Annotated in this window: 12 protein-coding genes; 5 read left to right on the top strand and 7 right to left on the bottom strand. The window is 60.9% G+C overall.

The annotated features are described in order from the left end of the window. The first annotated feature begins 63 nt into the window (after positions 1-63). Positions 64-1,947: an acyltransferase family protein gene (locus HGI47_RS15770; protein WP_168853733.1), complete on the top strand. Its 1,884-nt coding sequence runs from the start codon at positions 64-66 to the stop codon at positions 1,945-1,947. Here the strand turns inward: HGI47_RS15770 and HGI47_RS15765 are convergent. Further along, positions 1,921-2,580, bottom strand: a complete 660-nt coding sequence (locus HGI47_RS15765; protein WP_168853732.1) for a response regulator transcription factor — start codon at positions 2,578-2,580, stop codon at positions 1,921-1,923. The genes HGI47_RS15770 and HGI47_RS15765 overlap by 27 nt on opposite strands. Positions 2,581-2,650: 70 nt before the next feature. Then, on the bottom strand, positions 2,651-4,537 hold the full coding sequence (locus HGI47_RS23130) for an ATP-binding protein (protein ID WP_168853731.1): 1,887 nt from the start codon (positions 4,535-4,537) through the stop codon (positions 2,651-2,653). Between the two features lie 223 nt (positions 4,538-4,760). On the opposite strand from HGI47_RS23130, the gene HGI47_RS15755 reads away from it, so the two are divergent. The 3 genes from HGI47_RS15755 (at position 4,761) to HGI47_RS15745 (ending at position 6,530) form a co-directional block, all read left to right on the top strand. Further along, a complete protein-coding gene (locus HGI47_RS15755) occupies positions 4,761-5,057 on the top strand; it encodes a hypothetical protein (RefSeq protein WP_168853730.1) in 297 nt (98 codons plus the stop codon). Positions 5,058-5,098: 41 nt separating this feature from the next. Next, positions 5,099-5,902: a hypothetical protein gene (locus HGI47_RS15750; protein ID WP_168853729.1), complete on the top strand. Its 804-nt coding sequence runs from the start codon at positions 5,099-5,101 to the stop codon at positions 5,900-5,902. 115 nt (positions 5,903-6,017) lie between these two features. Beyond that, the gene (locus HGI47_RS15745; RefSeq protein WP_168853728.1) at positions 6,018-6,530 is read left to right on the top strand and encodes a copper resistance protein CopC; all 513 of its coding nucleotides are present in this window, start codon (positions 6,018-6,020) and stop codon (positions 6,528-6,530) included. 53 nt (positions 6,531-6,583) lie between these two features. Here the strand turns inward: HGI47_RS15745 and HGI47_RS15740 are convergent, their stop codons facing one another. The 3 genes from HGI47_RS15740 to HGI47_RS15730 are packed head-to-tail and all read right to left on the bottom strand — an operon-like array spanning position 6,584 to position 12,052. Further along, on the bottom strand, positions 6,584-9,838 hold the full coding sequence (locus HGI47_RS15740) for an error-prone DNA polymerase (RefSeq protein WP_168853727.1): 3,255 nt from the start codon (positions 9,836-9,838) through the stop codon (positions 6,584-6,586). Beyond that, positions 9,835-11,379 (bottom strand): DNA polymerase Y family protein, encoded by a 1,545-nt coding sequence (locus HGI47_RS15735; RefSeq protein WP_168853726.1) that lies wholly within the window; start codon positions 11,377-11,379, stop codon positions 9,835-9,837. Before HGI47_RS15735 ends, HGI47_RS15740 begins: the two co-directional genes overlap by 4 nt. After that, positions 11,291-12,052: an ImuA family protein gene (locus HGI47_RS15730; RefSeq protein WP_168853725.1), complete on the bottom strand. Its 762-nt coding sequence runs from the start codon at positions 12,050-12,052 to the stop codon at positions 11,291-11,293. Before HGI47_RS15730 ends, HGI47_RS15735 begins: the two co-directional genes overlap by 89 nt. A 215-nt stretch (positions 12,053-12,267) precedes the next feature. On the opposite strand from HGI47_RS15730, the gene HGI47_RS15725 reads away from it, so the two are divergent. Beyond that, the gene (locus HGI47_RS15725) at positions 12,268-12,450 is read left to right on the top strand and encodes a hypothetical protein (RefSeq protein ID WP_206066240.1); all 183 of its coding nucleotides are present in this window, start codon (positions 12,268-12,270) and stop codon (positions 12,448-12,450) included. A 359-nt stretch (positions 12,451-12,809) separates the two neighbouring features. Here HGI47_RS15725 and HGI47_RS15720 read toward each other — a convergent pair whose 3' ends face one another. Further along, positions 12,810-13,526: an SDR family oxidoreductase gene (locus HGI47_RS15720; protein ID WP_240950234.1), complete on the bottom strand. Its 717-nt coding sequence runs from the start codon at positions 13,524-13,526 to the stop codon at positions 12,810-12,812. Continuing rightward, positions 13,409-14,644, bottom strand: a complete 1,236-nt coding sequence (locus HGI47_RS22710; protein ID WP_240950230.1) for a hypothetical protein — start codon at positions 14,642-14,644, stop codon at positions 13,409-13,411. Before HGI47_RS22710 ends, HGI47_RS15720 begins: the two co-directional genes overlap by 118 nt. Between the last annotated feature and the right edge of the window lie 234 nt (positions 14,645-14,878).

Genomic DNA, 14,878 nt, shown 5'->3' with positions numbered 1-14,878 from the left:
CCGAAAGGCGGATCGCTTGCACGATACCGGCGATTAACCTTGTGGAGGTAGTGACCACTGCGAATGACTGCATCAGCCGCCTATCGCCGGGACATTGACGGACTACGCGCACTGGCAATCCTGCCTGTGCTTGCCTTTCATGCCAAGCTTCCCGGCTTTTCTGGCGGCTTCGTTGGCGTGGATATCTTCTTCGTGATATCGGGTTTTCTGATCACGGGGATCATCGCGCGCGAGATCGACGCCGGGCAATTCTCGATTTTGCAGTTTTACGAGCGCCGTGCCCGGCGCATCCTGCCAGCCTTGCTGGTAATGATCGCAATCGTCCTTGTCTTGGCTGCATGGTTCTATCTGCCAGCCGACTTTGCTGGCGTGCCGCGATCAGCACTGATGACGCTAGGCTTTCTCGCCAACGTCTGGTTCTTCACCCAGACGGGCTATTTCGGCGGTCCCGCAGATTCCATGCCGCTGCTGCATTGTTGGTCGCTGGCAGTGGAAGAGCAGTTCTACGTCGTTTTCCCGGCGGTGCTATGGATATGCGCCAAGGCGGCACCGCGCCAGCGCGTGATGATCGTCGTCCTGCTTGCGCTGGTCAGCTTTACACTGGCGGTGTGGAAACAGGCCGATACCGATGGCTTTGCATTCTATCTGCTGCCCGCCCGCGCGTGGGAACTGATGGCCGGGTCTCTGCTTGCGCTCTCGGCTCCGGCGAAGGCGGACAGTCGTCCACAGGCCCAGATTCTGGCGCTGTCGGGTTTGGGGCTGATCGTGTGGTCGGTGGCGAGTTATGATCGGAGCACCGTGTTTCCGGGCGTTGCGGCGCTGGCTCCCGTTCTGGGTGCGGTCCTGCTTATCCGCTTTGCGCCCGGCACGCTGATGGGGCGCATTCTATCATTGCCGGCGATGGTGGGCGTGGGTTTGATTTCCTACTCGCTCTATCTGTGGCACTGGCCGCTGATCGTTTTTGCGGAATATACCGCCGACGCGCCGCTTGGCGGCATCCGGCAAATTACGGTCATCGCAGCCAGCTTTGCGTTGGCCTGGGCAAGCTGGCGCATTATCGAACGGCCCTTCCGCAATGCGCAGCGCTTTGATCGGCGGCGGGTTTTCATCCTGAGTGCAGGCGGCATGGGGGCTATCAACGCGGTGGCACTTGCCATGCTGCCGCTTGGCGGATGGCCTGCGCGCTTCCCGGCGCAAGTCACGCAGATGGCCGACGCGGTGCACGACGTCAGCCCCAAACGCGGGGCCTGTATCATCGACAGCGCGGGCGGCGAGAGCGCGGCCTGCACACTGGGCGCGCCAGTTCGTGCCACAGCGATGTTGTGGGGCGACAGCCACGGTGTCGAACTGGCATGGGCGCTGGGTGAACGTCTGGGTCAAACCGGCAGTTCGATCACGCAGCGCACCCGCGCGAGTTGCCCTCCCGTCATCGGCTATACCGTCGCGATCGATCCCGGCTGCGCGCAAAGCAACGCCAGCACATTGCAGCATCTGCTGGCCTCCCCGCAGATCCGCCAAGTCTATCTCGTCGCTTTCTGGGCCAGCCCGGCGTATAACCAGCCGGGCATGGCGGCCTTGATCGACCAGACGATTGCGCGCCTTCAGGCAGGAGGAAAGCAGGTGGTGCTGATCGGCCCGGTCCCGCCGCAAACCTTCGATGTTCCCCGCCATCTGGCCCATGCCGCCGCGCGTGGCGGAGTGGACAAGGCGGAAGGTGCCAGCATGGCGCAATACCATGCGCAGACCATATGGCTCACCGCCCACTACCGCCGCTGGGTGCAACGGGGCGTGACCGTGATCGATCCGCTGGATGCCCTGCGCGATGGCAGCCGATCGCGCCTTATCGTCGCGGGCCGCCCGGCCTATTTCGATGCTCACCACCTCAGCCTGAGCGGCGCAAGGGCGGTGATCGCGGCTGGGCTACCGCCGCAATCCCGCCGCCCGTAGCGCATCGCTGCGAGATTGGACTTCCAGCTTGCGGTAGATCGACTTCACGTGGTTCCCGACCGTATGCGGCGATATTGCAAGATCGCGCGCGGCTTCCTTGTAGCTTCGGCCCGCAGCGAACGCCCTGAGCAGGTCCATTTCGCGCGGCGTCAGCCCCGTATCGTGTGGTGGGGTTTCGATGGCGGGCGAGGCAGCAGGATTGCGCAGCAGATCGAGCAGATAGACCGCCGCCGCCGGACTGACCGGCGCGCCGCCATCGAGCGTGATGGCGATGCCATCCAACACCTGTGCAGGCGTGCTGTCTTTCAGAAGATAGCCGTCCGCACCCGCAGAAAGCGCACGCACCACCGTGTCGCGATCGCCAAAGGCGCTGATGATCAGAGCCTTGGCCGAAGAGCGCGCCTTGATATCGGGCACCAGATCATAGCCGCTGCCATCGGGCAGACCGATGTCCATCAGGAACAGGTCCGGGCAAAGCGCGATCAATGCCTTGCCGGTAGCGATGTCGGGCGCGACGCCCACCACATCGAAGCCCTCTTCAGCCGAAAGGATGCGCATGAAATACTTCCGCACCATCGGATCATCCTCGATGATGGCAATGCGGACAGTTTTGCGTTCGGACGGTTCTGACATGACCTTGAACTACCACGGCAACGAAACCGCCACCATGCCACGACATGGCATGACCCGCGCACAAGAACGTTTAGGCCGTGGCCACCGCATCACGCCGCAAATGCAGGCAAACCTGCGTGCCCGCCCCCGGCTCGGACGAAAGCGCAAAGCGTGCGCCAATAGCTTCGGCACGCCGCGCCATATTGGTCAGGCCCCTGCCAACACCTGACTTGGCGCTGCCCTTTCCGTTGTCGGATACGCGAATAGCCACGGCGCCATCGCCCTCTGGCCCGATCTCCACCGCAAGGCGATCTGCCCCCGAATGCTTCAACGCATTGGTCACCGCTTCCTGCAGGATACGGAATAACTGCAGGACTTCGCGCGGGCCATAATCAGGCAAAGCAAGGCTCTCTGCCTGAAGCCAGTCAAGCTGCAGCCCCGCCGCGGCCACGCGCGGCTGCATCCGCGCACGGAACGTGGCAAGCGCGGCTTCCAGCGATTCACCTACGGAGTCCATCGAATCGACCATCAGCCGCATCTCGTCGATCACCGCTTGCAGCCCTTCGGCAACTTGTGCCGGTTCGGCTTCCCCCAACCGCGCCGACAGCATCATCGACATGAGTTGACTGCCCAGCCCGTCATGAATGTCCTGCATGATGCGGCGACGCTCGACATCATGGGCCTGTTGCCGCACGAACTCCTGCTCGCGCGCATGGGCAACGGCAAGTTCGGCTTCGCGCTGTTCGACCTTGGCCTGCAACAGGGTGGTGAGCGCGGCTTGCGATTGGAACAACCGGAAATTCCGGGCCAGAAACGCGGTAAGCATCGCGAGCATCAGGAAAGGCGCGGCGTTTATCAGATAGCCTTCGCGCAATTCCCATTCGGGAAACCAGTTGCACAAGGCATCAAGCAGCGTTGCCACCGCCAGAACCGACATCAACGCGCTTTCGACCATACGGTCTTCTGGTGCACGGGCAAAATGCCACAACAACCGGACCAGCGTGGCGATGCTCAAGCCGGCCAGCATCCATATCCACACGATTGCCGGAACATCAAACGCATCGGGCATCGGGGTGGCATAGATGCGCCATGCGATATACCCGACTGCGGCCAGATAAATGCCCAGTACAAGCGGCATCAGCCACCGCAGGGGCCTGCGGGTCCAGGTATCAATGAAGCAGAGAAGCGCCGTGGGTATGAACATGTTGATCGCAAAGAACGCCAGCATCCGTCCCCATCCATCAAAGGGCGGAGCCAGTTCTACACCGTAAAGATAGTTCGCCACGAACGCCCCGCACAGCGCGCTCAACCATGCGGCAAAGCGCCAGTCATCAGACCGGAAGACCATGACCGTGGCCAGAAGGCCCAACAGCCCCAGCAACCCGGCGCTATAACGCGGAAAGTCGTTCAGCGCCCACAGCCTGCGCGCGGAAAAGCTGCGCATCGCCTCGAACTCGCCAATCTGGGGCGGGAAAATATCGGTATAGGGAAAGCCATCGCGAACGGTGATGTAGGTCAGCACATTGTCGCCGCGCTTCACCAGTCCTGCCGGTATTCGAGTCAGGAAGGTCTTCTGACCGTGGAATGTGCCGTTGCCCGGCCCCATGCGGCCTTCGCCAAAAAGCAGGCTGTCGTTCACATAAAGGCGGTAGTTATCAACCTGCAGGTGCGAAATCAGGCCAAGCCCGGCCGACGGCACGTCATCAAGCCGGAATGTGATCCGAACAGCAAACATCGCGGTATCGCAGCAGTGCGTCCACGGCAGTTCGACATCCCTGAAGTCCGCATCCGCAACATTGCCAAGGGTCGGTGCAGAAAGCCGGGCGATCTGTGTTCTGACCTGCTCTGCCGATGGCGGAGCCTCACTGACGTTCACCCGGAACAGCGGCTTTTCGACAAGCAGCCAATAGACGGCCTGTACCAGACAGATCATCACCACCAGCCTGCCCAACTGGCGCCAGTTCACTTGCACGGCCACTGCTTCCCCCGACCCTTTCCCTGACCCATCGTAGCCACGCAGTTCCGCGATGCAACCGCAAGGATGCGTCGAAATGGCAGAATTCAGCCACTGCCGCCCGCGACATGCCACGATATGGCACCATGTCTGATGGCATGGGCGACCCTCCCCCGCCCCGCTAGCAAGCCCCTCATCAGGCAAAGCCTACCTGCCGGTCGGCCCGCCATCGCGAGGAGATATCGTCATGAAAATGCGCCTGGCCATCGGCCTTGGTGGCCTGCACCTCAGCCTGCTGTCCGCTGTTGTGCTGTCGAGCCTTTCGGCTCCCGCATCGGCGCAGGGCACCAATCAGGGACCGGTGGTGAAGCCGAAGCGCTCTGTCGCCTGCCCATCGGGATGGAGCCACCCTGATGGCGACACCAGCATCTGCGCACCGCAGGTCAGCAGTTCGCCCAAGATCTATGGCAAGGCCGAAAGCGAAAGCTGCGCCGCCGGATACTACGAGGTCTACCGCGTCTGGTGTTCGACCAAGCGTCCCTGATCTTCCCTCTCTGAAGTCATCGAACAAGCAGGAGCAGTTTCATGCGTACTGTTTCATTCGCTGCCGCAACGGCGCTGGCATTGGCGGGATTCACCAGTTTGACAGTACCCGCACATGCGCAAGGCTCGACCGGCCCGATCACCCGCGTGGGCGGCACCTGCCCATCGGGCTACACCCAAGGCTCGACCGCGCAGAACAGCAAGCCCAATCCGAACATGTGCTATCCCGGATCGGGCGCACCTTCGGTCTATGTCAAGAACGGTGCCTGCGCCGCCGGTTATCAAAGCGAGTTCGGCTATTGCACCAGCAAGGTATCGGCCACCTATGTTCCGCCGACATACGGGTCGATCACCAAGGCCAACCAGCTTGATCGCTGCCCGGTGGGGTACTGGACCGATGAGGGCAATCTCAATATCTGCTCCACGCCCTATCAGGGCAAGGCCCCTGCATCGCGGCTCAAGCGTGGCGCGGCATGCAGCGGGGAAGAAGTCGATGAATGGGGCATCTACTGCACATCGCGCCTGCACAAGCTGACCCGCTCCGAGGCCGAGAACACCGCAGTGGCTGACGTGAACAATCTGTTTGCGCTGTCCGGCGGCAAGACCTCGCCGCAGGGGGCCGAGTATGAAAACACCCCCGGCATTCTCGCGCTTTTCCCAGCGGGAAGCGCAAAATCTGCATCGCCATCCAGCGCTTCAGCCGCCGCAAGCACACCTGCGGCGCAGACTCCATGCCAACCCGATGCCAGCGGAGCCGCCATCGGCGGTGCGATTGGTGGTCAGGCGGGAGTCGTGATTGGTGGGATGCTCGGCGGCTTTGGCAAAAAGAAGAAATCCGGCTGCTGATCATTGCGAGATTTGGCTTCCCCCAACTCACTGCGACCGACCCTTGGGGAAGCCATGACTGCGGGTGTGCGTGTCCCTCGACATCGCACACCCGCCTTTTTCGGAGTTTCCGGCGATGCAATTCGCGAACCACCTGTCGATATTCGCCAGCCTTGGCGCAATGGCGCTTAGCGTATCGGCGCAAGCAGCCCCGATTGCCGCGCAGGACATGCTCGTATCGTCGTCGCCCGCAGCAGATTCGGCGCAACGCAACGGCATCAGCGCAATCGGGCTGAACTTTGCCGAACCCGCCAAGCTGATAAGCGTCACGCTCTACCTGCCCGATGACAGCGAGATAAGCGTCTATCCTTCGGATAACGATATCGACGCGGCGGTGTCGAAGGGAAAAACCTTCAACTTCAGGCTTCCCACGTCGGTATCAGCAGCAGGCCAATACAAGATTTCCTACCTCCTGACGTCAAAGTCCTTCAAATCGCTCAACGGCTTCATCGAGTTTGAAGTTCCCGAAGCAGAGCATGATACCAAAGATGTCGGCAATTCCGTCGGTCTGGCGCAGGTTGAGGACGTAAACGGCAGCGTTGGATGCGGAAATCCTGAGACTGCAAAGGTGCACCCACTGTGCGGATGATCGGAAGTTGCTGATTTGCCATGCTTCGATAAGGAGCGTTTGCTTCTAAAGCATCAATGGAAATCCCGCGATCTTGGCAGGATTCTGACGTCGCGGGGATGGCCATGCTGGCGGGGACGCTGGGGATGGTGGATTTCGTCACCACGCGAGGTTTGCTGTGCCAAGGGTTGTTGATCGGTGAGGTGGTCGAGCATCGCCGTGCGGTCGATCACGCGCTTGACCATCAGGTGGACCACACCTTCCTTGCTTTTCTGAATTTCGCCTTGGATCAACATCAGGCGCGCGGCCATGACGGCACGGCGTTGCTTGTCGAGATCGCGGGACCATAGCAGCGCGTTGACCACGCCGGTTTCGTCCTCAATCGTGATAAACACGGCATTGCCTTTGCCGGGACGCTGCCGGGTAAGGACGACACCGGCGACGCTTGCTTTGCGGCCATCGGGCAACACATTGGCATCTGCGCAGGATAGCACGCCCTCAGACGTCAGCCTCGCCCGCAGGAACTGCATCGGGTGCCCTTTCAGCGAGAGGCGTGCTGTCTGATAATCGGTTATGACCTCATCGGTCAGGGGCATAGGAGGCAGGTGCGCAGCAGGTTCCTGACCAAGTTCGGGAGCATCGGCAAAGGCAAAGAGCGCCAACTGGGTGGGCGGCGTGCGGCGTACCTCCCACAGGGCATCGCGGCGAGATTGTGCACATGATCCGAAGGCATCGGCATCGGCCAGTCTGCGCAAGGCCTGTGGCGGCAAAGCGGCGCGCCGGGCGATATCCTCAACCGAAACGAAAGTACCGTGTAGTCGAGCTTCAACGATGGCATCGGCCCAATCTTTGCGGATACCATCGATACGGGAAAAACCCAGCCGCAGCGCAAGCGCGTGGTTTTCGGCCCTTTCCAGCGTACAGTCCCAATGGCTGGAATTCACATCCACAGCACGCACTTCGACCCCATGCTCCTGCGCATCACGGACCAATTGCGCAGGTGCATAAAAGCCCATCGGCTGGCTGTTGAGCAGCGCGCAGGTGAATGCAGCCGGGTGGTGGCGCTTAAGCCATGACGAGACATAGGCCAGCCATGCGAAGGCCTGTGCATGGCTTTCAGGAAAGCCGTACTCACCAAAGCCCTTGATTTGTTGATAGCAGCGTTCGGCAAAATCGCGCTCATAACCGCGCGCCACCATGCCATCGATCAGCAGATCCTCGTAATTGTGTACCGTTCCGTGGTTGCGAAACGTAGCCATCGCGCGGCGCAGGCCGTCAGCCTGTGGTGGGGTGAAATTGGCCGCCACGATAGCCAGCTTCATCGCCTGTTCCTGAAACAGCGGTACGCCCAGCGTCTTTCCCAGAACCTCTCGCAGTTCGTTCGGATCGTGTGGAGGTGCGGGACTTGGGAAGAGCGCGGCCTCTTCACCGTTGCGCCGCCGCAGATAAGGATGGACCATGCCACCCTGAATGGGACCGGGCCGGACGATCGCTACCTGAATGACCAGATCGTACAGTTCTTTCGGCTTCATCCTCGGTAGCATTGCGATCTGCGCGCGGCTTTCCACCTGAAACGTGCCAATGCTATCGCCCTTTTGCAGCATCTCATAGGTGGCGTTGTCCTCGCGCGGGACAGAGGCCAGCGACAGGTCAGGCAGGCCATGCTGGCGCATCAGATCAAAGCTTTTGCGGATGCACGTCAGCATACCCAGCGCCAGAACGTCCACCTTCATCAGCCCCAACGCGTCGATGTCGTTCTTGTCCCACTCGATAAAGGTGCGGTCAGGCATGGCCGCATTGTGGATCGGCACCAGTTCGTCGAGCCGGGTTTCGGTCAGCACAAAACCGCCAACGTGCTGCGAAAGATGGCGCGGGAAGGTCAGCACTTGATCGACCAGCGCCTTAAGTCGCGCGATCTGCGGGTTGGCGATGTCAAACCCGGCTTCCTTTACACGTGCTTCAGGCACGTCATCGCCCCAGTTCCCCCAGATCGTGGAGGCGAGCCGCGCGGTCACGTCTTCGGTCAGGCCCAGCACCTTGCCCACTTCGCGAAGCGCGCTGCGCGGGCGATAGTGGATCACCGTAGCGGCAATGCCCGCACGTTCGCGGCCATAACGAGCGTAGATGTACTGCATGATCTCCTCACGGCGCTCATGCTCGAAGTCCACGTCGATATCGGGCGGCTCATCGCGTTCTTCGGACAGGAAGCGCGAGAACAGCAGCTTTTCGCGCACCGGATCAATGGGTGTGATGCCGAGGAAATAGCAGACCAGCGAATTGGCGGCGCTGCCTCGCCCTTGGCAAAGGATTGGTGGATCGAGGCTGCGGGCATGGTGCACGATGTCATGCACAGTCAAGAAATAGGAAGCGTAGTTCTTCTGCCGGATCAGGTCGAACTCCTGCCTCAGCACGGCCCGGTAGCTTTCAGCCAGGCCATCGGGGAATAGCGCCCGCCCGCCTTGCTGAACCAGATGTTCGAGCCATGCCTGCGGCTGCCAGCCTTCAGGCACCGGTTCATGCGGATATTCGTAGTGCAGGTCGTCAAGTGAGAAATCGATGCGCGAAAGGAACTCGGTCGTCGCCGTGACAGCTTCCGGGCAGGCACGGAACAAGCGCACCATTTCAGCGGGCGGTTTGAGGTGGCGCTCGGCATTGGCGAGTAGTCGGCGCCCAGCCTCCATTATGGTCACGCCCTCACGGATACAGGTAAGCACATCGTGCAAGGGGCGCGCATCGGGATGGTCGTAGAGCGCATCGCAGGTGGCAAGCAGCGGTACGCCGCAGGCCGAACCCAGAGCTTGTGCTTGCGCCAAGCGTCGCGCATCGCTGCCGCTACGTTTCATGATCGCGGCCAGCCATACCGCGCCGCGGCGCGCCTCGGTCAATCGCTCCAGGACTGCCCGATCGCGCCCAGTGGCGATCAGCAGCAGGTCATCGGCATGATCCAGCAGATCCGGCAGGTGCAGTGTGCAACCGCCCTTTTCAGCGCGACGATTGCCCAGCGTCAGCAACCGCGTCAGCCGTCCCCAGCCATGACGCGTGGCGGGGTAGGCGACCACGTCTGGCGTACCGTCGGCAAAGACCAGCCGCGTACCCACGGCAAGGCGAAAGCCGCCCGCAATACCACCCACTTCGCGCCAGCCGACATGCGCACGCACCACCCCCGCCACGGTGTTGCGATCTGCAATGCCGATCCCCGCCATCCCCAGATGATGCGCCCGCGCCACCATCTGCGCCGGATGCGAGGCACCCCGCAGAAAGCTGTAGTTGGTGGCCGCGACCAGTTCGGCAAAAGGAGGCTGTTCGGCAAAAGAAGAAGGACCGGTCATGCAAACAGCCCGTGCAGATACCAGTTCGGATCGGGCTTTTCATCATAGAGCCCGTGGCGAAATATCCAGTAGCGTCGACCGCGCACATCCTCGACCCGGTAGTAATCGCGTGTCAGCCCACCCTTACCGGTGGCTTCGCCGCCCTTGCGTCGCCACCACTCGGAGGCGATCCGTTCAGGTCCTTCGTAAAGCCGCACCTCGTGCAGTTTTCGCTTCCAGCGGAAACGGTGCGGTGGCCCATCGGGCACTTGTGCGATAACTTCCACGGGTTGCGGCGGATCGAACAGGAACAGCGGCCGCAACGGTGGTTCGCCTGCTGGCGATGCGGGCCACCGGGCAGGTTCGCGCGCGTGGATGGCAGGGAGTGCAAGCTGCGCCTGTTCGGGAATGTGGCTATCCTGCGGGATGAGACGGCACAGGCTGGTCGGCCCCAGTCGCGTGCTGAGCCGGTCGATCAAGTCTGCCAGAACGCTTGCGCTCTGTTCGCCGCCATCAAGCGCGGACTGGCTGGCGGCGAGCGGTTCGGTCACCGGCAGAAACAGCGTTATGCGATCATAGCCGAAACCGGGGTCTAGCGGATCGGCCAGCGCAGCGATCCGTTCGTCGAACAGTCGCAGCACCGGCACCGGATCGCGCGTAGGCAGACCTGTCTCGATTGCCAGCCGGTGGCGCGCCCCATCGCTGCGGAACAGCGTCAGGACAAAGCGCCGCCCGCCAAGCCCGCGTTGTTCGAGCGTCCGCGCCGCCTCGCGCAGCAGGTCGAGGAAACAGGCGGCAATGCTGGCCTGAAGTGCAACCGGCTCAGCAAAGCGGCGCTCAAAATGAAGCGGTTCGGGTTGCGCCAGCGGGTCGATCGGAGCGTGTTCCTCACCCAGCAGGCGACGGAGCGCAGTCACAGCCTCCGCACCAAAGCGCGCAGCAATGCTGGCTGCGGCACGTGCCGCAACATCACCGATGGTCTTCAGACCCGCACGGCGCAGAGCAAGCGTCGCTTCTTCGTCCAGCCCTAGCGCAACCACGGGCAGCATCCGCAAGGCCTGCCGTTCGTCCATGACAGGCAGCCGGGAATGACGGGCCAGCGCCTGAGCGCCTTGCGCAGTGGAGGCCGTAGCCATGCGCACGCTCATCCCGATTGTCGTGAAAGTATCCTCAACCTGCGCGAGAAGGCCTGCCTCACCGCCGAACAAGTGTTCGCTTCCCGCGATGTCCAGCGTCACGCCATCAGGCGGGACAACAGTCACGCGCGGCGACCAGGCGATGCAGTGCTCGGCCAACCGCTGCAACCAGTGACGGTCCGCGTCCTCGTTCATATCAGCCACAGTGAGGTCGGGATGCAGCGCGCGTGCATCGGCCAGCGTTTGGCCGGACGTGATTCCCAGCCCGCGGGCATGGACATCGACAGCACCTAGTCGCAGCGCACCCTTGATCTTGGCAACGAGGACCAGCGGCGTGTCAGGCCGCCTGCCTGTCCTTTCCTCCTGTATCCGCAGTCGTTCGGTCGGCAGGAAAGGAAACCACAGCGCCAGATAGCGTCGTTTCACGGAACAAGCGTCGGTCACGGTCCCACTCCAGCCGCCAGGAAAGGCCGCAAGGGCCGGATCGCTGGCGCAGTAAGGTCACATCGAAAGTCGGTATCCCCGGCGCGTTTCCGGGAAGCGCCAATGAAGGCGCAGAGGTCACCTGCCAGCGGGTCTGCGCAGCGCTAGGCACGGGTACGGCGTCATAGCGCAGCAGCAGCAAGGGCACGCCCGATTTTTCCGCTGCCAACGCAAGGCGGCGACTGGCGGTAAGGTCCAGTTCGCGCATCGCGCCCCACCCTTCGACCACGACTGCACCCAGCGCAGCACAGCGCAAGGCATCTACCGCCGCGCGCAACAAAGCCATGACGTCGGGCACAACACCCACCAGCATCTGCCCCGGTGCACCGCCGAGTTCGGCGCAGCCATTAGCTTGCACAACCCCGCCAAGGCGTGCGGCCCGCTGCATTCGCAACCACAGAACCGTTCCTTGCGGATCGTTCATGCCTTTTGCCATGCCCAAGGCAAATCCCGCAGCACTGGCAAGATCATCGCTTTCGGCTGCGTAGATTTCATGGATACGCCCACGCATCAGCCCACCCCCCAACGCCGCATCGAGCGAGGCGACCCCGAACTGGTGGCGACAAACCTCCAACGGCTCTGCGCTGCCGTGCATCGGGGTAAGGACGATTCTCATATGTTCTTATTATGTTCCAAAAATGGGAGGAGCAAGAGATCGTTTCGACGCTCCATTCATGAACTCAGTTATACAACAAGCAGAGTTGCTACAGAGCAGCCGCATCTGGCCCCCGCACCAAGTGATCTGAGTGGCACCCATGCCGCATCTGCTGATTGGCGATGCAGGCCCTGCTCCGACGTTGGTCAGTGAAGGATAAGGCACTTTGGGAGCGCATGATCAGGTTTCGCTTCCGCCGTAACGAACTGGCGGCCGAGATCGCCAAGCTATCACAACGTCTTGCCTGCGCTGCCCCCACCATCACTCCTGATAAGGTTAGCAAGCTTGAAATGCCGCTGAACAAGCAATTGCATCGGGGAACCAGAGCTTCATCAAGCGTACGCAAGGCTGTTGCTTGACGAAGTTTCTGTGAACGACGCCCTCATTCAGATTTACGGCTCAAAGTCCGTTCTGATGAGAGCAACATTGCCGAATCTGATGAATCAGCTGATGGATTTCTCTCTTTCGCTCGAGAGAATGATGCGCCGTACCAGATGAAGGTAATAACTGGAAAATCATAATTTCATTGCTACTTAATCATGTATATTTCTGATAGGTTAAATAACCAAGAGCGGGAACAATGCCACCAATGGTCACTTACAGTCACTTCCTCTGGATATAATGTTTTCACCTTATTCGTGCAGGTGAAAACATTATATCAGGAACATGACGGGATGATCAACTAACCTCGCCACTCCTATCAACAGCACCGCGCTGCTCAATACTTGTATGACTGTCCGCCATCTATGGGAATGGTCGCGCCATTGATAAACGGTGCCTCGCCAGAAAGCAGAAACGCGACCAGCGCCGCGACTTCTTCCGGTCGGCCAAAACGTTTCATCGGATTGACCGATACGAACTGTCGGCCAGTTTCCTCCCAATCGTCCCCGCCGATCTGGCGCAGTGAACCTTCGACCATTGCCGTCATGATCGCCCCTGGTGCGATAGCGTTAATCTGCACGCCATACTGCCCGTATTCCACCGCCGAGTTGCGGGTAAGACCGACGACACCGTGCTTGGCAGCCGCATAGCCGCTCTGGTTGCCAACGCCGCGAATGCCGCCAACCGAGGCGGTGTTGACGATTGCACCAAAGCCTTGCTCGCGCATGACCTTGAGAACCGCCGCCATTCCGAAGAACACGCCATCAAGGTTGATCGATATCACGCGATGGAACTCGTCGGCACCGAAATTCTCGGTCAGGTTCTGCCGCCCTTCGATCCCTGCGTTGTTGAAGAACCCATCGATGCGCCCAAACTCGGCCAGCGCGGCATCGACATAGGCCTGCACTTGCTCCACATCCGCCACGTCGGCCTTGATCAACTTGGCCCGGGTTGCTTCGGGCAAGCTTGCCTTTGCAGATTCCAGCCAATCTTCACGCAGATCGACCAGGGCAAGCGCCGCACCTTCTTCGGCCAACCGCTGCACGGTCGCCAGCCCCAGCCCGGAGCCAGCGCCTGTGACGATAACAACCTTGTCCTTGAAACGCATGTCCTCATCCCTTCTTGCACTTTGCCGATCCAGCCTATCGTTCGATCGTGATCAGGCGAACCAACACATTGCGCAGGTTTACCGGACAAGCACCCGTACTTCGCGGATAGTCTGCCCGTGACTCCGGATACGGAAGCGGCATTGATGAAGGCTTTGGATGAAGTCCACGAAATACGCCGTCTCTTGATCGAAGCCCTGAACCTTGAGGTCGAACCATGATCCTCAAACTGCGCCGAACTCGCACGCGGAAACTGCCCCTTCACGCGCACCCGAACAAAGTCGCTGTCCTCGCCGTAGGTTTCCACCCACTTCGCCAGCAGGTCTTTGTTGGTGCGCTTCACATTGCGGCCATCGATCATCCGATGACGCCATTGGTTGCGGAAACGCCCAACTATGGCCTGATGAAACCGCCCGGTGTTTCGGGTCGGGTTGCCATAGGCCAGCCACATGATTTCTGTTCCGGCATCGGTCAGGCCACCGCTTGCCGTGTCCCAGATCGCGTCAATGATCGATGAGGCTTCGTCGAACAGCAGGATTACCCGCTTCCCGGCATTGTGAAGGCCTGCGAATGCTTCCGTGTTGCGCTCGGACCAAGGGATAGCGTCTATGCGCCAGGTGCGTTCGTGGCCCGCTTCGGTCGAATGGATCGACGTTGCTTCTAGGACGAACATTTCGCGCAGGCAGTCGAACTGCAGCAGCGAATACCACTTCGACAACTCCGGCCATGTCTTGGTGCGAAGCTGTCCCTCAGTGTTGGCGGTAACGACGCCACGCGTATCCTCGTGCGTCATGATCGCCCACAGGATTAGCCATGACACCTGACTGGATTTGCCGATGCCGTGACCCGATGCCGTGGCGTCCTGAATGACCTTGAACGGGTCAACCTGCAGATCGTCGCCAAGGGCTTTGAGTTGCTCGCGCTGCCACGTGTCAGGCCCGTCCTCGCTTTCCAGCGACGTTCCCTGCACACCCCAAGGGAAGGCCCACAGGACGAAGCCAAGCGGATCATGGGTGAAGCGGCCAAGGTCTGCGATAACCTCGCGGCGGACTTGGTCGGGCGTCATTGTTGCCAATCCTGTTGCATGATCGCAGGATGGGCTGGTCACTCATGGGGTTGAATCGCGGCAGGGGGATTTAGGTTAGGTGGCGTGGACAAATTGGCGTGAAGCGGGTTCGCGTATCACCGTGATCAACGGTTGAGCGTTTGGTACGCTTCGAACACGTCGACGGGATTAAAAACCTGCTCTCCGACGGTGATCCACGCGCCTTTCGCATGGGAGCAATCGGCAGTCGATGCA

It is taken from the genome of Novosphingobium sp. ERN07, from assembly GCF_012641335.1.
In the GTDB taxonomy this organism is placed as follows: Bacteria; Pseudomonadota; Alphaproteobacteria; order Sphingomonadales; family Sphingomonadaceae; genus Novosphingobium.
Note: the sequence above shows the minus strand (reverse complement) of the source record. Positions and strands in the feature narration are given on the sequence as shown.